Source organism: Peribacillus simplex (genome assembly GCF_030123325.1).
GTDB lineage: Bacteria > Bacillota > Bacilli > Bacillales > DSM-1321 > Peribacillus > Peribacillus simplex_D.
The window spans coordinates 2,241,500-2,261,613 of record NZ_CP126106.1 but is presented as its reverse complement, the minus strand read 5'-3'; the positions used below and the strand labels follow the sequence as shown (position 1 = coordinate 2,261,613).

Genomic DNA, 20,114 nt, shown 5'->3' with positions numbered 1-20,114 from the left:
ATACTCTTATCATCTTTAGTTTACATAATAGTAACAGTTCTCTATCACAAAACAACTGAAGTACCAATAGTGTTTAAAATTCAATATGAGGGAAAAAAACTGCCATTAATATTGCTGTCTTTTATTTTGACAACAATAAATAGGCAGGCCTATTTTATCGTCCATCATTGTCCATATAGGACACTTCCCACCCTTTGTACATATCCTGAAAGGGTAAACAAAAAAGGAGGATTTCTTGAATGTATAATTACGCTTATTACCCTAATAATGTGCCTTATTATATAGATGGAGAACGAATACCGGGCCCGGGCGGAGGTCAATGGGACGGACACGGCGGCGGTCATGGCGGCGGTCAATGGGATGGACACGGCGGCGGTCATGGCGGTGGTCATTGGGATGGACACGGTGGCGGTCATGGCGGTGGTCATTGGGAACACGGGCATTGGGTTCCACGTTGTAGAAGAGTATGGGTTCCCGGATTTGGGTGGTCTTGGATTTGTAGGTGGTGAAAAAAGACAGCTTATGGCTGTCTCTTTTTTTGCTTTTTCTTCGTTTTGTCCATTAACTCCAATTACCAGTATGCTATTCCTTCTTCCCCATCTGAAGTTCAAATTACTGCAAACCTCTTTCGACAATTAGTTGCATTCCCTGATTTCAACAAGATAATTCGTACACATTAGGACTTATCACCTAATGCCCTTCAAAAGAATAAGACTTTTTTACTCATCCTTAATAAGTTATCGAGAAGATAAGCAAACTATACCATATTGCAGCTATACGGAATCTACCTAGGCTTAGTTCGCTACAAATTAATCCAGGTAGTAAAAGGATAAATGTATATCGCTTAATCAAAATGTAATGGGGTGAATATTTTATGAGAATGAAAAAAGCATTAATAGGTCTCTCACTCTTATGTATGATTGTTCCTGGTATTGCCAAATCGGCTGATTCCGTTGCTGAAAATAATCGAAGCAATATCGTAGCAAATTGGAAATTCACAAAACAACATGTTAAAAGCGGATCTATCGATAAAGGTAATTTAATTATAGAAGATACAAGCAAACATGGAAATGATTTAGAGTTAGTGACGATAGGTGATCCTGCCTCGCCTGAATTAAAAAATATGATTCAATGGTCTGAAGAAGATTATCATGATCAAGAAAAAGTGGATAGCTTGAAGTTCGCTAATTACGAAAACGCCCCTTCAGGTAGGTATTTCAAAACCAATAAGAATGCACCTATCAATTCGGAGAATTTCGATAAGGGTTTTACCATTGAAGCGATTTTTAAGTTGCCAAGTGATTCCAAGAGTGTCATGGGGCTTTTTTCTAGACAAGGACAGGCTGCCGATCTTAATAAAATGGAAGGCGAGAAAAAAATCCTTTCTGCTTTAACTGTATCCAGTGATCAAAAAATCCACTGGACAAGTCATCCATCTAATTTAAATTATAATGTAAGCAATTGGTCTCGATCTTTAAACGCTGATGAATGGTACCATTTGGCAGTTGTAAATGATGGTGACACGACGACTTTAACGTTGAATGGCATAAGTGATTACGGAAAATCAGAAAAAGTAATAGGTATTGCAGCAGTTAAAGGTAAAGGCTGGAACATCGGGGCATCTGAGTGGGGAAATAAGTTTAATGCACTATTCAAAGGGAATATCCAGGAAATACGAATCGCTAATAAGGCTTTATCCGAAAAAGAATGGCTTGTGCAGGATGCCCGTGACGATGAACCATTCGTAGGATCCAACAAAGCTTTACCCTTTCTAACGAGTAAAAAGAATTATAATTTCCTTTTTATACCAGATACCCAGAAATATTCAAGTCAAAATCCAGAGATTTTTAATAGCCAAATGAACTGGATTTCCAATAACACCAAGAAGAACAATATCATCATGAATACATTTGTTGGGGACATTGTCGATAGTGATTCAGAAAAACAATGGCAGAATTCCCTCGGGGCCATTTCCCTTTTGGATAAAAAGGAAGTTCCATATATGATGGCGGCAGGGAATCATGACTATGCGGCCGGAGACCCTTTCTTAACACACTATGGGCCGCAGCGTTTTTTGAATAAAAAATACTATAAGGGGTCGTCTCTCTCTGGTTATAGCTCATATGCAATCGCTAAGGCAGGGAGTTATGAATACTTAGTCTTGATAGTGGATATGAAAAATCTTCATAAGGACCTGGAATGGTCAAAAAAGGTTCTAGATCTGCATAAAGATAAACCGACAATCCTCGTCTCACATGATATTATATTTCCGAAGGTTAAGGATGATAAAACCATCGCCGTCGAGTCGTCTAATGGCCGGCTGATTTGGAATGAACTTGTAAAGGACCATAATCAAGTGTTCATGACGGTTAATGGACATTATTTTGGGATAGCACATCGGGTAAAACAAAATTCAGCAGGAAATGATGTCATTCAAATGCTGGTCAATTACCAAACGAATTATCGAGGGGGTAATGGCTGGCTAAGACTTGTAGAGTTTGATGAAAAGAAAAATGGATTGGTATTCCGTACCTATTCGCCATTTGTCGACGAAATGTCTAAAAAGGAAAAATCCTATATCGATTACAAATTTTTAACAGGTGAAAATAATTCATTTAAATTGGATTGGGACTTTAAAAAAAGATTTGATTTTAAGTAATTAAAAGAGGAGGAAAAAATCCAATTCCCCAGGTGTAACTGATATATCTCAGCAACCTGGGTGAATTCCTTTATTGGGTGCCCTCCTATTTGTTGAGTCGTTCAAGAAGGATAAACGTTCTTCTTCATGATGATTTTACAATGCTGCGATTTTTTCCAGTCGGTTTAAACAACCATCATGCTGCTTTTTTCATTACTGACTTATACTTTCCGAACCCATTAACGACAAGAACCCCTAATATCGCAATTCCGCCGCCCATGACTGAAAGAGTACTAGGCACTTCCCGCAGCCAAACCCAAGCGACGAAAATGGCAATCACAGGTTCAAGGTATAACAAACTGGAAACGGAACTGGCTTTTCCTAATGATAGTGCGATTGCCCAGGTTACATAACCGATGGCCGCAGGGAAAATACCAACAAAAATCGCTGATAAATGACCTTCCATTGTAGCGTGTTGAATTTCTTGAAATAGCCCAGGAAAAAATATGAAAAAGGGTATTGTACCGATCCATGTGAAATAGGCTGTCAATTCAATCGGATTATAGCGGCTAAACAGCGGCTTTTGGAAAACAAAAAACACTGCAGAAGCAATAGCGGACATCAGCACTAAAAAGGCACCTTCAGAAATTTTCAGGGAAGGGCCTGCAGTACCTAATGTTATTAAGGTGATCCCTGTAAATCCTATACCTAAGCCAATCCATCCGAATAGGCCGAGGCGTTCTTTTAAAACGAACGCAGCGATGATCGCGATGAAAACAGGTGCTGAACCAATCAGCATTCCAGCCGTTCCCGCTGAAACGGTTTGTTCCCCGAATGTCACCCCGATATGATAAATACTAATACCAATAAATGCAAGGATCGATATTCTCAGTAAATCCTCTTTTTTCGGGAGTCGAAATTTCACCCCAGGCCATAGAGCATAAAGGACAAAAATCCCAGATGCTATAAGATAACGAACAAGTACCAAATGGCCGGCTGAATACCCGCCATGTAAGCTTGCACGAATGGCAGCGAATGTAGATCCCCAAATAATAACTGTAATAGATGCCAATAAAAACGCTTTAGTGTTCAAAACCCATTCCTCCCAACCATTCACTATAAACTGAAGGTATCATGGATACAGGAGAACTTCAATAAATTTTCTATCTCGCTGTGAAGTGGAACAGTAAAAATAACGAATCATAATCCATTTTGAGATGTAATCATCGCTGACGAAATTTTATTCCATATGAGATTGGATTGGAAATCTTTAAAGATGGATCAAGGTAGAAATGCATGCTTAACCAAAAAGTTCTATCTAAAAGTTAAAACAAAGTTGATTGGAGAGGGTGTGCGAGACTCCTGTGGGAAAAGCGTGTCTTAGGGGAGACCTCACAGGCGCAAATGTGCCGAGGGCGGACCGCATGCGGAAAGGGAGTGCCTGGGGGCAATGCTCAAATTATAAACCCTAAAAACCGGGTTCTACCTGCATTATCCTTCATGTTTTTTTACTGTAATCCTTATTGGATTGAAGAAATTTGCGACACTCCTACCGAATTACTGGCTAGCCGAGACACCGCAGCGGCTTGCGGCCAGGAGGCTTGGCAGACAGTCGGCGGAAAGGGAGCGGATTTCTGAAATCAACTGGAACGATTTTTAATAAAAAAACTGTAGCCAAACTCGCTCTTTATGTTTTTTTGTTATATGAAACCCTCAATGGATTGAAGAAATTTGCGATACTCCTGCCGAATAACTGGCTAGCCGAGACCCTACAGTAGCTCGATTTGATGAGGCTTGGCAGACAGTCGAAGGAAAGGGAGCGGATTTCCGAAATCAACTGTAACATATTTAAAGAAAAAAACGGCAGGCAAACTCTCTCTTTATGTTTTTTTGTTATATGAAACCCTCAATGGATTGAAGAAATTTGCGATACTCCTGCCGAATAACTGGCTAGCCGAGACCCCACAGACGCTTGCGTCGAGGAGGCTTGGCAGACAGTCGGCGGAAAGGGAGCGGATTTCTGAGATCAACTGGAACGATTTTTAAAAAAACTGTAGCCAAACTCGATTTTCATTAAGTTTGGCTACAGTCTGCATAATTAATTTAATTAACTATTTTCTGGTTTCCAAGATGAAAATCGTCTTTCAATAATGCCTAATAATGAAGTAAGAATGATTCCCGTAATCGTAATGACCAACACTCCAACAAACATACGGTCTGTTTGCAGATTTTGACCATTGCTTGTCAATTGATATCCGATACCAGCTGTCGAAGCGAATAATTCACCTACAACTACAGCAATTAATCCTTGACCAATACCTAAGCGAATACCGTTTAAAAGGAATGGTACGGTCGAGGGCAAAGCAATCGTTTTAAAAATTTGAAATTCACTTGCACTAAATGTTCTGGCTGCTTTTATTAAGTTTTGATCTAATGTTAACATAGCTTTTTGAGCGCTCATCACTATTGGAAAGAAGGCCATCAAAAATACGATAACGATTTTTGATGCTGGGCCTATTCCGAACGCAATTATGATCACTGGTAAAAGGGCGACTTTAGGAGTTACATATAATCCTGAAATGAAAGGATTAACGACAGCATTAAAGTTGGAATTCCAGCCCGATAACACACCAATTGGAATTCCAATAAGTATGGCTAAAACAAAGCCTGCAATGAATTCGTAACCACTTACTTTCATATTTTCCCAAAAAGAAATTTCTTGGACCATTAAAACGGCCGCTTGGGCAATTTCAATTGGTGAGCTAATGAACAATGGATTTATCCATTCATTTTGAGAAGCAACTTCCCAAAGCAACAGGAATATGAAAACAGAAGCAACACTGATGAAAAATGACTTCTTTTCTTTTTTTATTTTCTTCGCCTTTTTTATCTTTTGCTTTGATTGTGTAAGTTGGATCGTACCCTTCGTCATATTATTCTCCTTTCCCTTTATTATTTTTCTTTATTATCGAAACCTTGCTTTGAAGACTCCTGTTCAATAATGGACCATATGTGATCTACAAACTCTAAAAATTCCCGGCTACGCTTCACGTGGAGATCTCTCGGTCTAGGTATATCAACATCCACAACCTCCACTACACGTCCTGGTCTTGCCCCAAAAACAAAAACTCGATCAGCTAAAAATACCGCTTCATCAATTTGGTGTGTAATAAAAAGACTTGTCTTTTTTGTCTCATCCCATATTCTAAGTAACTCACCTTGCATAAATTCCCTGGTTTGTGCGTCTAATGCCGAAAATGGTTCATCCAGTAATATTAATGACGGGTTTACCGTTAATGCTCGAGCCAAGTTTACCCTTTGCTGCATCCCTCCTGACAATTCGTGGGGATAATGATTTTCATAACCTTTTAAACCGACCATTTCAATAAATTCTTTGGCCTCTTTCTTTTTCTCTGGTGTTACTTGCTTTTGCAGTTCAACTCCATAGAGAACATTTTCCATAACTGTTCTCCAAGGTAATAGACTAGGGTTTTGAAAAACCATTGCCCTGTCCTTGCCGGGACCATCAATTTTTTGCTGATCTAATAGAATTTCCCCCTTGCTTGGCTTCAGTAATCCAACTACAGTATTTAAAAAAGTGGTTTTCCCACAGCCGCTCGGCCCTACAATACATATAAATTCACCATCTTTGATATGTAAGTTTATATTCTGCAGGGCAATCACTTCTGCACCAGTTTTATTGTTTACGTAAGTAACATCCAAAAAACGAGTGGACAATTTGAACTTTTCAAGTTGTGCATTTTCCATCTTGACCATCATCTCCTTTCCATCTACTCATTTTTTAAAAGCTTCTTCTATATAACCATTTGTCCATATAACATCTTCAGTTGTATCCTGTTTAGTAGAAACGCCTGACAACCTGCCAAATTCAACTAATGGATCCTGGGCATTATCCCAAGCTTCTTGATTCATTTCTCCATAGCCTTTAAAAGTGTTTTTCAATCCGATAATTGATTCCTCTAGAATATCAACATCAATTCCATCAAAATAAGATACGATTGATTCGGCTGCCTCTCTTGGATTATTACGTGTGAACTCCATGCCTTTCCCTATTGCCCGAACTACTTTCAAAGATGTTTCATGATTCTCTTCTAAATATTCTTTTTTAGCAAAAACAGCTTCCCAGACCATATTCCCATACATTGGCTCTTCACTTGTATTGATTACTATTTCACCAACATCTTTACTTTCCGCTTGTAATCCCATTGGAGGTGATGCTATTCCCCCGTCAACAACCCCCTCCTGCATACCGCCGATCTTCGATCCATCTCCTGCTAATTTGACTGCTTTAAGAGTATTGGGATCAACACCATGCATTTGCATTAAATATCGGGTGTATACGTCTCCAGAATCGCCAACAAGATTTGTACCGATGGTTGCGCCGTTCAATGAAGCGACTTTATCTTCAAATGATGAGTCTTTAGAAACATTCTTTTTCTTTAGATATTGATTTGAGAGTGTAATTTGATAGGTTAGCGCCGAATTCAATGATTGAATAGCCAATAAATCTTCACCTTTGTCAAGAGGAGTGAACATACTTCGAGGACCTGAGACGGCAAATTGAGCTTCTCCCGATAATACAGAAGCAATGACTTGTGCTCCTCCACCACCAGATACAATCTCAGCGTCAATTCCTTCTTTTTCAAAAAATCCTTGCTCGATGGCTACATATAAAGGGGCAACTGACAACAACCGTGCAGGTTCGGTAAAAGTAAGCTTTACAGCTTTCCCTCCTGAATTCCCCTTATTTTCCGTAGTTGTTTCGTCACTTGAACCGCACGCAGACAATATTAATACTAAACAAAGCAGAACGAACGCCAATTTATTCTTAAACATATTCCTTACCTCCCCAAATCAGATTTATTTTTATTTCAATTGAAGATTGTCCATAAGGTATTGCCGTTCCCCCCTTTTTATAGTTTTATATATAAAACATAATTTCATATACATATCAATTCTAAATCAGTCGTCCCATTATGGTCAATTATAATTTTGGAAAATTAAGATAATTCAGTAGACTTCTGCACAAAAAAACACCCTTTTAAAATCTGAGTGTTTTTTAACCCTTAAGATACAATTTTCTCCTTCATCATTGGGTACTTGCACTGTACAAATGCCGCTAATTCCCAGGTAACATCGGTTCTGATTCTGTTTTACTTCACATCGATGACCATTTAGATGATATTCCTGATTGCTTATACTTAGATGGCATTCGATCAGGTGGTACATGGGAAGAATTATTAACCTGACAAGAACGGAAAAAGCATTTTTTAAATTGGGGGAAACTTCAATCACGGTTTTTCCGGGACTCCATGGACAGAAAACCCACTAGGTATCTCATATAGGCTTTATTTATTAGTATCTCATTGTAAAGTGTAATCTTAACTTATGCGGCAGCCTCTTTAGCTTCTCTTTCTTCTTTAGCCTTTTGTTCGGCTTCAGCTTCTTCCTATACTGTTCACCCTATTGAAAAGCGACCATAAATAAAGCGCCTATTACCATCACTACAAAAGAAACTCCAGCAAAAAGAAAACGTTTCTTAGCTTTACCGTTTTTTTTAAAATTAATGAAAAAGACTTATAAAGATGAATATTGCAATTTTTGAATTGCATCCAATACATATACGCACATTACTCCAAAAATAACTAGAATTGATCGGGTATTTATATTTGCAACAAAAAAAGCCCTCTCACTGAGGACCTCGAAAAAACCTATTATAATGTAAATATCCCGGAAATTGCTTAATCGAGCAAATCTTGTTGGACGAGATTTATAAACTTATTTCGCTGCTCTTCAATCATCACAAGCAATTCTTCCCCCGTCTTACATTATTAGTATGTTTTCAACTTCCATTTCTATTTAAATAGACTTTATCACTGGTCTCAAACCGTCCCTTTGTTTTCCAAAGGTTTTTATGCCTTTATATTCCCCAAAGCGTTACTTTTATCTTTGAATCGGTCAAACATACTGAAATATATGGCTACTATACTAATAAGAATTATTACTGCTCCCGAAATAATTAAAGATGCATCTAATAATAAAATAAAACCTAATCCTGCTATAGAAGTAATAGTGGAAAGTATTGTCCATGTTGAAAACGTTTCCTTCATGCTTAACCCAAAATATTCTTTAATCATCCAAAATCCTGCATCATTAACATGCGAGCAGATTGAGCTGCCTGCTCCAGTTGCAAGAGTTACTAAGGCCAAATTAGCATCGTATTGAGCCAACATTGGAATAACTAATCCTGCAGTGGACATAGCTGCAACTGTGGCTGATCCTAAAGATATTCGTAATATCGCAGCAACCAACCAAGCAAGTATGATAGGTGACATTGAAGATCCTGTAAATAATTCTGCTACATAATCTCCTACACCACCATCAATTAGTACCTGCTTGAAAGCACCCCCAGCGCCAATAATTAATAGCATCATGCCAATTGCTGCAATTGCTGATGTACAAGAATCCATCACTTCTTTTATTGGAGTATTTCTTGCTATTCCCATTGTATAGAATGCAAGAAATAAAGAGATTAACATTGCAGACGAAGGGTTTCCTATAAGACGTACAATTTCTAATAATGTATTCCCTTCAAACCCTACTGATTTTTGAATCATATCAATAATTGTAGATATAGCCATTAATAAAACGGGGAACATTGCAGTCAATACACTTATACCGAAAGCTGGTGTTTCTTCAAGTTGGAATGTTTTTTGTTCCCCTAAAGAAGCTATATTACCTGTTTTGTTAAATGCATCAGGTACAACTTTTTTAGCAACCTTAGTATATAGAGGGCCTGCTAGAATGACGGTTGGTATTGCGACAATAATACCGTAAAGTAAAACTAAGCCAATATCTGCACCATATTCACCAGCTATTACTGTTGGCCCTGGATGTGGGGGTAAGAAACTATGAGTTGCTAATAAGGCTGCAGCCATGGGAATACCTAGGTGCAAAATAGAAACTCTTAATTCTTTCGCAATTGAAAATACAATAGGAATCAATAAAACTAAGCCTACTTCGAAAAATAGTGCTATACCCACAATAAACGAAGCAACTACAACTGCCCACTGAATTCTTTTTTCTCCAAACTTGTTAATTAAGGTCATTGCAATACGCTGGGCTCCCCCTGCATCAGCAATTAACCTACCAAGCATTGCACCAAGTCCAAATATTAAAGCGATATGGCCAAGTGTACCTCCTAATCCACCTTCAATTGATGCAACAACATTTTCCAGCGGCATTCCTAGTGCTAAAGATACAATTAAAGATACAATAATTAATGAAACAAATGTATTCAATTTGAATCCAGTAATCAAAATTAGCAACAGGATAATCCCAATCGCTACTATAAGTAATGGCATAATAAACCTCCAAAAAAATAATTAAAATATTTCTTTTTGCTCAACTTATAAAAATACTGACCCTATATTTTAATTAGTAAGTAACTCTAGGATGCTTATGCTATTTTGTTTACTAGTCATAAAGTGTAGTTATTTGAAAAAACGAAATATGGTAATCGCTTTCATTTGAAGCTATTACAAAATTTTAGCGTACACTACTATTTAATTAAAATGGAAAATAATCTATGACTGAAAAAAGTAAAGTCTTAAATGTGCTTTAAAGTTATGCAATAATGGGTTAATTTTGAACTAGTGTTTTTTCTTCACCTAATGCTTTAACTCCCGCATTTAGAACTTCAATAATTCGATCTGTATCATAGATATTTCCGCGCCAAGTTCCTCCACTTACTGATTGAAGCGCAGCCCATAAACGAGTATCATCCGGAAGACCAGGATCCGGTTTGAGGTCTGGATGAAGGTCACGTTCTTTCAAGACATTCGTTGCTTTTTCTAAAGAAAGTCTTTCATTCTCAGTTCCAACAAAATTAACGGAACCCACTAACTGATTGCGGTCAACAATGATTTCAATAACATCTCCATCACGCAATTTCCCAATTGCTCCCCCAGCCAATGCCTCAGGTCCAATATGTCCAATACATGCGCCAGTCGAAACACCCGAAAAACGCGCATCAGTAATTAAGGAGACATGTTTGCCAAAAGACAAATGTTTTAATGCCGATGTTAGTTGATAGGTTTCCTCCATTCCGGTTCCTGAAGGACCACCGCCCATGACTACCATTATATCTCCTGCTTCAATGCCCCCTGTTTTAATAGCTTTTATAGCTGTCTTTTCTGAAGTAAAGACTTTAGCTTTTCCTGTATGCCGATACACTCCGTCTTCTCCTACCACAGATGGATCAATGGAAGTTGATTTAATTACTGATCCCTCAGGAGCAATATTTCCTTTTGGGAATGTAACTGTAGAAGTTAGACCTTTTTCTTTTGCTTTGACTGGATCCATGATAATATCTTCAGGATTAATCCCATCATTTTCTAACAATTGCTTTTTCATCAATGCACGTCTTTCTGATTTTTCCCACCAATCGAGGTTTGCACCAAGGGTTTCTCCGGTAACGGTTAGTACATCTTCATGCAAGACACCTAATTTTCTTAGATGAAGCATAACCTCTGGAACCCCACCAGCCAGGAATACCTTAACGGTTGTGTGACCAACAGGACCATTGGGCAGTACATCGACTAAGCGAGGAACCTTCTTATTGATTCTAGTCCAATCTTCAACAGTGGGGATTTTACAATTAGCTGCATGAGCAATTGCTGGGATATGAAGTAATAAATTTGTTGAACCTCCGAAAGCGGCGTGAATCACCATAGCATTTTCTATCGCTTTATCCGTAATAATATCTTTGGTATATAGCTTTTTCTTCTCCAATTCTAAAGCTGCACGTGCTGATTGCTTAGCCATCTCCATCCATATTGGCTGACCTGAAGGTGCTAGTGCCGAGTGAGGTAAAGCCATCCCAATGGCTTCAGCAACTACTTGGGAGGTGCCAGCTGTACCAAGAAATTGACAGCCTCCACCCGGTGTAGCACAAGCACGACACCCGAGATCAGCAGCTTCTTGTAAAGTAATTTCGTTGTTTGCGTATCTTGCCCCAATTGTTTGAATCTTTCCTGCGTCTTCTCCATTTGTAGGCGGAAGAGTAACACCTCCAGGGACAATGATAGTTGGCAAGTCGTGCATTGACGCTAGAGCTACCATCATTGCTGGAAGACCTTTATCACATGTAGCTACCCCAATAATTGCACGACGTGTAGGCAATGATCGAATTAATCTTCGATAAACTATAGCTGCATCGTTCCGAAAAGGAAGGGAATCAAACATACCGGCAGTTCCTTGAGAACGACCATCACATGGATCACTTACGAACCCTGCAAAAGGAACTCCTCCTTGTCTACTAATCTCTTCAGCTGAGGCCTTCATTAATAAACCTATTTCCCAATGCCCAGTATGATAGCCTAATGCAATTGGAGTACCATCATGATTCCTAATTCCACCTTGAGTACCGAGGATTAGAACTTGTTTTCCAAGGAGGTTTGAAGGTGCCCATCCCATTCCAACATTTTGAGATAATCCAAAAAGGTCACCACTTGGTGAATCTAGCAACATTTCGGATGTAAGTGGAAGTGAACCATCTGCCCCTTTTGAATGAGTTTGAACTTTGTAAAAAGATACATCCTCTTCGCCAAATATCGATTGCAATGACATATGTATTCCTCCGTTAATAAGGTTTTTTTATTACAATAAAAGAAATATTTTTTATGTAGCCCACATAATAATCTGCTGATTTTCATCTTAATTTATAGCCATTACTATCATGTTTGCCTATTGCTATTTCAATTTTTATCATCAGGAATATTGAATTATCATAGGACTGTTTATCTTTGAATACTTTCTATAAAAACCCCTCCATTTGTTTTATATTATAAAACTGAGTTTATCTATATTAAACTTTTGTTGCTTTTAAAATAATCATATATATTTTTTCTGAAAAGTCAATCAACTATTTTAGAGCCTATTATAGAGTCAGATTTCATGTTATTTTTAAGGAACCTCTACATTTTACTCATATCCACGTAAGGAACCTCAAAGGGAATCTAATTGTTTTAAAAACAGAGTGAATAATTCTAAAAAAATACTAGTTTCTATAGAAGTTATTAACTTTTTCAATCTTACGTAGATAAATGTATGACTTAATAACTTCGCATTGTAGAATGAGAATGATAAATAAATTCTTTACAATTTCTCTTTGGACAAAAAATATCCATGTATTTATATATGTTTCTTGACATTTTAAAAAAACTAGTATTATATTTGAGTTGTAAGAGTGTTTATAATAGTAAAAACAGGTTTTATAACTTAAAACAAGTAGGTGAAATTCATGCCTGTTATTCAATCAGTAGATCGTGCTCTTCGTATTCTTGATTTGTTTGACGAACATACAGCAGAATTGAAAATAACAGATATAAGTAATCAGTTAGGACTTCACAAAAGCACTGTTCATTCTTTATTGAAAACGCTTTTAAATCATGGGTATATTAGTCAAAATCCTGAGAATGGGAAGTATGGATTGGGAATGAAGCTCTTTGAAAGAGGAAACTATGTCATTCAGTCTTTAGACGTTAGAGATCTATCAAAAAAATACTTAATGGATTTATCGGTAAAAACCGGACAGACTGCCCACTTGGTTATACTAGACGGCAAAGAGGGAGTTTATATCGATAAAGTTGAAGGTCCTATGGCTGTTATTCTTTATTCAAAAATAGGGAAACGAATCCCACTTCACTGCTCCGCTGTTGGTAAAGCTTTAATAGCTTTTAAAGATCAAGAAGAAATTAAAAAAATTCTAAATGGATATGTCTATTTTAAACAAACTGAATCTACCATTTCAGGTGAATCTGAATTTTTGCGTGAGCTCCAACAAGTTCAATCTCAAGGGTACGCAGTTGATAATCAGGAAAACGAGCCAGGTGTTCGCTGTATTGCAGCACCCATTCGAAATCATGAGAACAAAGTTGTTGCCGCTATTAGCCTTTCTACACTTATAGCTCGCATAGATGAGGCTCAGCTAGACATTTTTATTGAACAATTGAAACAGGCAGCTTTCCAATTATCAGAACAAATGGGAAATGGGATACCAATTTCATAGAGATGGTTCCCTTCTCTTTTGCCTATATATAAAAACTTAGTTTTATAATATAAAACATTAGGAGGCTAAATTTATGCGTATTATCCGATATTTACATGATCATTCAAAAACAACTCTAGCCGCTGTTACAAATGAGGGAAAAGTATACCCTCTTCCTCAAGATGGATTGATTGAATTAATCCAACAGGCAAACGAACAAAATGTTTCTCCCCTCTCTTTTGTAGAATTCACCATTTCCAATTCAAAGCCCATTCCATACTCTGTAGAAGATTTATCGTTACTTGTTCCTATCGTAGCTGAAGAAGTATGGGCTTCCGGTGTTACATATGAGCGTAGTCGCGATGCACGTAACTATGAAGCAACGGCTGGAAAGCTTGATGCAACCACTTTTTATGACAAGATATATGAGGCTGAACGGCCAGAAATTTTCTTTAAGTCTACGGCTGCCCGTACGGTTGGTCCAGGACAGGACGTTTACATACGCAGTGATTCTAATTGGCAAATTCCTGAGCCAGAAGTGGGCATTGTTATTAATCGAGATGGTGAAATCCTTGGATATACGATTGGAAATGATATGAGTTGTCGTGACATTGAAGGAGAGAATCCTCTTTATCTACCACAACCAAAAATGTGGAAAAATTCTTGTTCGATTGGACCGGCAATTCTCCTTGCAGAGTCTGCGGAAGATCCCTACAATTTTGACATCACATGTCGAATCTACCGTAATGACGAGCTTAAAGTAGAGGGAAAAGCGAATACTAGCCAGTTAAAAAGAAAATTTGATGAATTAATTTCTTTCCTCATACGCGACAATGAAATTATTGACGGTACTGTATTATTGACTGGTACATGTATAATTCCACCAAATGACTTCACCTTATTAGATGGCGATGAGATTGAAATTGAAGTCTCTAATATTGGTGTCTTGAAAAATAGTGTAAAGTTACCAAATAAAATATTAGTTTGAGTAGATCAGATCATACAATAACCATGCAGAAAACTACTCATTCCAATCGCGCCATCGAGGCACTAGTAAAGAAATACACGAGGGCCATTAAATCCAATAAATCCATGTCCCAACACAAACTGAGGCATACCTATTGGACGAATTTAATGGAACAAGCAGTAGATATTCATTTGTTGATGACTCAACTCGGTCATACTTCAACCACAACGGCTGCCCTCTGTACAAACCCTGAACAGGAGAAGGCTAAAAAGGCTGCGAAACTGCTGGGAGAGAGAAGAACCAATTATCGTGAAAAGGATTAAAAAAAGGAGAAGATTTTTAGTCTTCGCCTTTTTAGTTTGAGAGCACATAACAATGCCAAGTATAGTACTCCCTTATAGAGACACCTACCATTCTACATATTGGGATAAATGAAGATGTGCTAACGAGTATGATTATGACTCACTAAGGCCTTCCAAATAAAAAAAAGGGAACCACCAGGCTCCCTTTTTGTTATATTGAACTTAATGTTTTACAACTTTAGTAGTTGCCTTTGAACTAGTATTCCCTGCTTTATCCTTTGTAGTTATTGAAAGTGTAGTTCCTTTTTTCTGTGCTTTAATCTTGACTGAGTAGTTCCCCATAGAACTTGCTTTTGCAGAACCTAACACTTTACTACCACTTTTAACAGTTACAGTTGAATTAGCTTCTGCTTTACCAGTGACAACTTTGTCATTATTGTTGACCTTATTTACTGCTGGCTTACTTGGTGCAATAACGTCCACATAGTAAGTTCCTTTTTTAGCTTGGTACGATTGTACTTCAACACCGTTCTCATATTCACTACCTAAATATTCTAAGTTACCATTTGTAACAAAATCTTTTTGCACAGCTGCAAATACTAGATCAATAACATATGAGTCAGATAATCCAGCCACTAATAATACTCCACTACTAGGATCATCTATTTTATGAAAATCGACATCATGCAAAGGAAGCAATTGACCGATTGTTCCTAAACTCTTAATTAATACCCCTACCTCAATGGTTGTATAAATTGTTTTAGGATTAGTACTATCCATTTCAATCAATTTCACATGGTGTGTATATGTTCTTTGTGGAAAAAATCAAGAAGATCGAGAAGGAATTGATTATAATTAGTCAATAAGTCAAAGCTATCTCCACCAATCCTTGAAACAAACAAGCGACTTGGCTCGGTTCCTACAAAGACTATTCCATTACCGTCCTCCCCTGTCAGTGGTTAGACAGCCAAAGCCGTTACAGAGCGAATTGCGGGCGTATCATTGGTAAATACATCACCAAAAGAATGAAGCGTTCCAATTGCTTCCCATGAACTTCCGCCATCTACACTTCTCCACAATCCTCTATCAAAAGTGCCGCAGTAAATTATTTCCACATTATTTGAATCATAAGGTAATGTTTGGGGTTTGCGCCTTTTACCGAGAAGACACATTCCATCCTGCTCTATTTCTTTCTGCAATCACAAGCTCTCTATCAAATGCTAATATTATTTTTCTCATGACTAAAACTTCCGTAATCATCTCAAATTAGATTTGATTTTTTATAAATTCATGAATTCATTTCCATGCCACCGGATACCGGGACATAAGTTCCTGTCATAAAGGCACTTTGATCACTTGCAAAAAATAAGGCAGCACGAGCAATATCCTCAGGGTTTGCAATTCTTCCTAATGGAGTAAATGTGGCTGCTTTTTCTTTTTCTTCTGCAGGAGTATGTTTAGTGGCATCTGTTTCGACCATACCAGGTGATATTGTATTAGCTGTAATATTATATGGTCCTAATTCTTGAGCCAGATACCGTACAAAGGAATTAATTGCCGCCTTTGCTGTTCCATGTGCAATAAAGCCATGCATAGGCTGGTGGCTTAAACCGCTTGAAATGAAAACTAACTTCCCGTATTTCTGTTCTTTCATAACCGGTAATACTGATTTTGTTGAAACGAAAGCTGCTTTCACTTCCTCTTCAATTTTGGGCCTGAATTCATCCCATTCCATGTCAAAGAAGGGTTTCATAGCAAAGTGAATGGCTGCGTTGTTTACCAGAATATCCACTTTTCCGAAATGTGAAATAGTTTGATTTACTAGAGAATTCATATCTTCTTGATTTCTAACATCTGCTTGAACCGCAATGGATTGTCCACCATTTTCACGGATGAATTCTACTACTTCCTCTGCCGCCCCCATATTATTGGCATAGTTTACAACTACCTTAGCCCCATACTGAGCAAATAATTTGGCTGTAGCAGCTCCAATCCCTCGACTTGCTCCTGTTATAATTGCTACTTTTCCATTCAGCATCCTCTATCTACTCCTTCATTTAGCTTTTGTAATTAAAATTATTGACGCTACCAACTCTACATATGACACAAGCAAAAAATACATGCTATAACATATATAATGCGAAAAATTGACTTTGTTCCTTATAAATAGCATAGCATCCATAAGGAACAAGTATTAGTAGCGTGTATCATATAATTTGTTTAATAACGATTTTAATTGCTGGATCTCTTCCTCGCTTAAATTACTCGTAACGAAATGATGAGCATCTTTAACCACAGGCAGGATAGTTTTTTTTATATCGTCACCTTTTTCAGTTAAGAAAAGGTAATGTGAACGCCTGTCTTGGTCATTAAAAGACTTCATTACAACCCCTTTTTTTTCCATTGACTGTATCATTCTTACGATAGTAGTTTGATCTTTATCAATGGCTTCTGCCAACTCTTTTTGAGTAGTGCCTTTTTGGCTGCAAAGAACACTAATAATGCCCCATTGTTCTGGGGTAACTTCATATGGTTTTAACCTCTTGGTAAAATAATTGGTCATTTTTACATCCGTACGATGAATAAGATACCCAATTAAATCTTGTAAATCCATATATCACCTCTATTAATTAAGATATAAGATAGAGCTAAGCATATTACTAAATCTTCCACTGAGATATTAATAAATACATGCTATAGCATGTATATTGAACCAACCTATTTTAATTGTCAACTTATATACCTGTTATTTTTTGTTTCAAAATCAATCCCATACATTATAGAAGGAATGACTAATTTGATAAATTCTTCTGGAGGTACCTTACTATTCCTTCTCCATTCCAAATAAGTCTTATCAGCTTTTTCTGACCTCATATGTTTCTCATGTTTTAAGCTCAAAAGACATTCTCCCTTCTCACTTATGAAATGGAACCTATTTGTTTTAAAAACAACCTAAAAGTACACAGTTTCAAAAAATCTTCAAAAATAGTTACGCCCTATATTCTTATTCAATATTAGAGCCTTTTTATTCTTTATATCCTTTAAGTGAATTACATAATAGGCACGTACTGGTTGCACTGTATTTGTACATTATTTAAAAACGATGATCTTTTTTGGAATAAATCATAATTTTAAGACTATTTATATAAATTTCTTCTTTATTCAAGAATATGATCCAATTGCGGAACAAGAAAAAATCCTGCACATCAAAACAGGATCCTAATCAAGCTTTATTATAAACGATCAGAATTTTTTATAAATTATCAGTATAGAATATGAAAATTCCTTCTTTCACTAACCTGCGTTAGTTACATAGCACACTATAATATTTTCAAATTACTCCATATTTCCTCTAAAGGCTTTCCATCCAATGTTGCCTGTTGTAGTGGCTCCTCCGTTGTACAAAACGATTGTAATCGAGTTCATAATCTTAGAGATGCCATAGCTTAGAAGTTCATTAATATGATAAATGTAGTCTTGAAAAGAAAAACTGACTCTTTTATCAAAACCCAACTCCCTTTTAAAATCTTCATAAGAATAGTTGAGTTTTTCGATAATCATTTCAGCAAATATTCGTGCATCAATATCTGTATCATTTTTGAATCCACCTTTCAATTTATAATGGAAGCTCAAATTGTCCCTTTTGCTTCCGCTCCAAACTAGCGATATAGGAACGCATTAGCTTCATGGAAAACTGAAAGATTGGGCTTTGAATAAAGGTATATGCAAACGTCATAATAAACACTGGACCTCCAAGGGTGAACCCGAATATCAAGATGAGGCTCTCGACAAAAATTCTTGCCCGGCTGACCGATAACCCGGTTTTTTCCGAAACGGAAAGCATGAAACCATCTCGAGGACCTGCCCCGATTCCCGCAGCCACATAAATTCCTCCGCCAATGCCGGATATGATGATACCCATCAACAAGATGAGTAGATTCAACCATAATTGATCCGTTTCATGAGGAAGAATGTTGAGATGTAAGAAAAAATCCATGATTGGTCCTATTGATAAGGCATTTAGAAAGGTACCAATACTAATATACTTCCTATCGACTACAAAGGTGATCACCACAAGTACTAATCCACACATGACACTCCAAGTCCCAATCGTGAACCCGAACCGCTGGAACAGGGCAACGTTCAAAACTTCCCATGGGTGCAGCCCCAAGGATTGAACATTTACCGCAATCGCATTCCCTAATCCAAAAAAAGTTAAACCAAGAAAAAAAATAAAATATCGTAATAGCCTAAATGCCATCTCTTCACCTCTATATCATATATCCATTTACTTTAGATGAAGATGTCTAAAAGAACAAGATGATTAATGATATTCAGATGTTGTTACCCGGTATTTCAAAAGCAATACTGACACGCCAGGTGAGAATTTGAAGAAGACCAGATAATCACAGAGAAGTATATTTAAAAAGTTTCTCCAAAAGTAAAATATTGGATATGACCTCGAGCATATACATATATTTACATGCATGATGTCCTTTTTGTTCGTATAATAGAACAAAGGGGAATGAAGATGAGTCTAATTTACAAGAAGAGGAGCAATTTGTTCTGTGGAACCAAAAGGCGAAGAAATAAACTGCTTAGCATTAAAAGTCAAAGAGATTATTCAATCTTCTGGATGTCAAAATGAAGATGTAATCTTTCTGTGCATTGGTTCGGACCGATCAGTTGGGGATTCATTAGGCCCTTTAGTCGGGACAATGCTTAAAGAACATACGGTGCCTTATCGTGTTTACGGTACTTTGGAAAATCCCGTTCATGCATTTAATTTAAAAGACACGTTGAAAATAATTAAAAAACAATTCAAAAAGCCTCTAATTTTTAGTGTGGATGCTTGTTTAGGGAATCAAAACCAGGTCGGTCATGTTTTCTTGAAGGATGGACCACTTGTCCCAGGGAAAGCTTTAAAAAAAGTATTGCCGGAAGTGGGAGATTATCATATTACAGGAATGGTCAATTATATAGATCCGCTGCCAACCATGCAATTTTTAAATGATACTCGTCTATACACGGTTATGAACCTTGCGAAAACAATCGTAAAAATAATTACTCAAGCTAGCGGTGAGACTTCTGGAATTAAATAAAAGAATGGGCTGTGCCAAAACCACTAATAATAAT

Annotated in this window: 19 protein-coding genes; 7 read left to right on the top strand and 12 right to left on the bottom strand. The window is 37.2% G+C overall.

All coding sequences use genetic code 11. The features are described from left to right. Positions 1 to 239 precede the first annotated feature (239 nt). Both QNH43_RS10735 and QNH43_RS10730 read left to right on the top strand, forming a co-directional pair. A complete protein-coding gene (locus QNH43_RS10735; protein ID WP_283917815.1) occupies positions 240 to 509 on the top strand; it encodes a hypothetical protein in 270 nt (89 codons plus the stop codon). Between the two features lie 365 nt (positions 510 to 874). Further along, positions 875 to 2,659 carry a laminin G domain-containing metallophosphoesterase family protein gene (locus tag QNH43_RS10730; protein WP_283917814.1) on the top strand — a complete coding sequence of 595 codons (1,785 nt, stop codon included), beginning with the start codon at positions 875 to 877 and terminating at the stop codon, positions 2,657 to 2,659. Positions 2,660 to 2,834: 175 nt separating this feature from the next. Here the strand turns inward: QNH43_RS10730 and QNH43_RS10725 are convergent, their stop codons facing one another. Continuing rightward, positions 2,835 to 3,731, bottom strand: a complete 897-nt coding sequence (locus tag QNH43_RS10725; RefSeq protein WP_283917813.1) for a DMT family transporter — start codon at positions 3,729 to 3,731, stop codon at positions 2,835 to 2,837. A gap of 701 nt (positions 3,732 to 4,432) precedes the next feature. On the opposite strand from QNH43_RS10725, the gene QNH43_RS10720 reads away from it, so the two are divergent. Further along, positions 4,433 to 4,684 (top strand): hypothetical protein, encoded by a 252-nt coding sequence (locus QNH43_RS10720; protein WP_283917812.1) that lies wholly within the window; start codon positions 4,433 to 4,435, stop codon positions 4,682 to 4,684. A 61-nt stretch (positions 4,685 to 4,745) separates the two neighbouring features. On the opposite strand, the gene QNH43_RS10715 is transcribed toward QNH43_RS10720, so the two are convergent. The 5 genes from QNH43_RS10715 to QNH43_RS10695 form a co-directional block, all read right to left on the bottom strand. Next, on the bottom strand, positions 4,746 to 5,570 hold the full coding sequence (locus QNH43_RS10715) for an ABC transporter permease (RefSeq protein ID WP_283917811.1): 825 nt from the start codon (positions 5,568 to 5,570) through the stop codon (positions 4,746 to 4,748). A gap of 20 nt (positions 5,571 to 5,590) precedes the next feature. Further along, complete coding sequence (locus QNH43_RS10710) at positions 5,591 to 6,406, bottom strand: ABC transporter ATP-binding protein (protein ID WP_283917810.1); 816 nt, start codon at positions 6,404 to 6,406, stop codon at positions 5,591 to 5,593. A 27-nt stretch (positions 6,407 to 6,433) separates the two neighbouring features. Continuing rightward, positions 6,434 to 7,495 (bottom strand): ABC transporter substrate-binding protein, encoded by a 1,062-nt coding sequence (locus tag QNH43_RS10705; protein WP_283917809.1) that lies wholly within the window; start codon positions 7,493 to 7,495, stop codon positions 6,434 to 6,436. Positions 7,496 to 8,571: 1,076 nt separating this feature from the next. Continuing rightward, positions 8,572 to 10,023: a GntP family permease gene (locus tag QNH43_RS10700; protein WP_283917808.1), complete on the bottom strand. Its 1,452-nt coding sequence runs from the start codon at positions 10,021 to 10,023 to the stop codon at positions 8,572 to 8,574. A gap of 277 nt (positions 10,024 to 10,300) precedes the next feature. Continuing rightward, complete coding sequence (locus QNH43_RS10695) at positions 10,301 to 12,289, bottom strand: YjhG/YagF family D-xylonate dehydratase (RefSeq protein WP_076368789.1); 1,989 nt, start codon at positions 12,287 to 12,289, stop codon at positions 10,301 to 10,303. Positions 12,290 to 12,962: 673 nt separating this feature from the next. Between QNH43_RS10695 and QNH43_RS10690 the strand changes: the two genes are divergently transcribed. The 3 genes from QNH43_RS10690 to QNH43_RS10680 all read left to right on the top strand — a co-directional run bounded on the left by QNH43_RS10690 (position 12,963) and on the right by QNH43_RS10680 (position 14,999). Then, positions 12,963 to 13,730 (top strand): IclR family transcriptional regulator, encoded by a 768-nt coding sequence (locus tag QNH43_RS10690; protein WP_283917807.1) that lies wholly within the window; start codon positions 12,963 to 12,965, stop codon positions 13,728 to 13,730. Positions 13,731 to 13,803: 73 nt separating this feature from the next. Further along, positions 13,804 to 14,697: a fumarylacetoacetate hydrolase family protein gene (locus QNH43_RS10685; RefSeq protein WP_283917806.1), complete on the top strand. Its 894-nt coding sequence runs from the start codon at positions 13,804 to 13,806 to the stop codon at positions 14,695 to 14,697. A gap of 23 nt (positions 14,698 to 14,720) precedes the next feature. Then, positions 14,721 to 14,999: a tyrosine-type recombinase/integrase gene (locus QNH43_RS10680; RefSeq protein ID WP_283917805.1), complete on the top strand. Its 279-nt coding sequence runs from the start codon at positions 14,721 to 14,723 to the stop codon at positions 14,997 to 14,999. A gap of 201 nt (positions 15,000 to 15,200) precedes the next feature. On the opposite strand, the gene QNH43_RS10675 is transcribed toward QNH43_RS10680, so the two are convergent. The 6 genes from QNH43_RS10675 to QNH43_RS10650 form a co-directional block, all read right to left on the bottom strand. Further along, positions 15,201 to 15,758, bottom strand: coding sequence for an Ig-like domain-containing protein (locus tag QNH43_RS10675; protein WP_283917804.1), 558 nt, complete (start codon positions 15,756 to 15,758; stop codon positions 15,201 to 15,203). A 179-nt stretch (positions 15,759 to 15,937) separates the two neighbouring features. Then, entirely contained in the window at positions 15,938 to 16,177 is a 240-nt protein-coding gene (locus tag QNH43_RS10670; protein WP_283917803.1) for a hypothetical protein, read from the bottom strand. A gap of 89 nt (positions 16,178 to 16,266) precedes the next feature. After that, entirely contained in the window at positions 16,267 to 17,016 is a 750-nt protein-coding gene (locus tag QNH43_RS10665; RefSeq protein WP_283917802.1) for an SDR family NAD(P)-dependent oxidoreductase, read from the bottom strand. Positions 17,017 to 17,172: 156 nt separating this feature from the next. Beyond that, positions 17,173 to 17,592, bottom strand: coding sequence for a MarR family winged helix-turn-helix transcriptional regulator (locus QNH43_RS10660; RefSeq protein ID WP_283917801.1), 420 nt, complete (start codon positions 17,590 to 17,592; stop codon positions 17,173 to 17,175). Between the two features lie 722 nt (positions 17,593 to 18,314). Next, positions 18,315 to 18,611 carry a hypothetical protein gene (locus tag QNH43_RS10655; RefSeq protein WP_283917800.1) on the bottom strand — a complete coding sequence of 99 codons (297 nt, stop codon included), beginning with the start codon at positions 18,609 to 18,611 and terminating at the stop codon, positions 18,315 to 18,317. After that, positions 18,595 to 19,239 (bottom strand): YczE/YyaS/YitT family protein, encoded by a 645-nt coding sequence (locus QNH43_RS10650; RefSeq protein ID WP_283917799.1) that lies wholly within the window; start codon positions 19,237 to 19,239, stop codon positions 18,595 to 18,597. The genes QNH43_RS10655 and QNH43_RS10650 overlap by 17 nt, the downstream gene beginning before the upstream one ends. Before the next feature lie 307 nt (positions 19,240 to 19,546). On the opposite strand from QNH43_RS10650, the gene yyaC reads away from it, so the two are divergent. Further along, positions 19,547 to 20,080: a spore protease YyaC gene (yyaC, locus tag QNH43_RS10645; RefSeq protein ID WP_283917798.1), complete on the top strand. Its 534-nt coding sequence runs from the start codon at positions 19,547 to 19,549 to the stop codon at positions 20,078 to 20,080. Positions 20,081 to 20,114 lie beyond the last annotated feature (34 nt).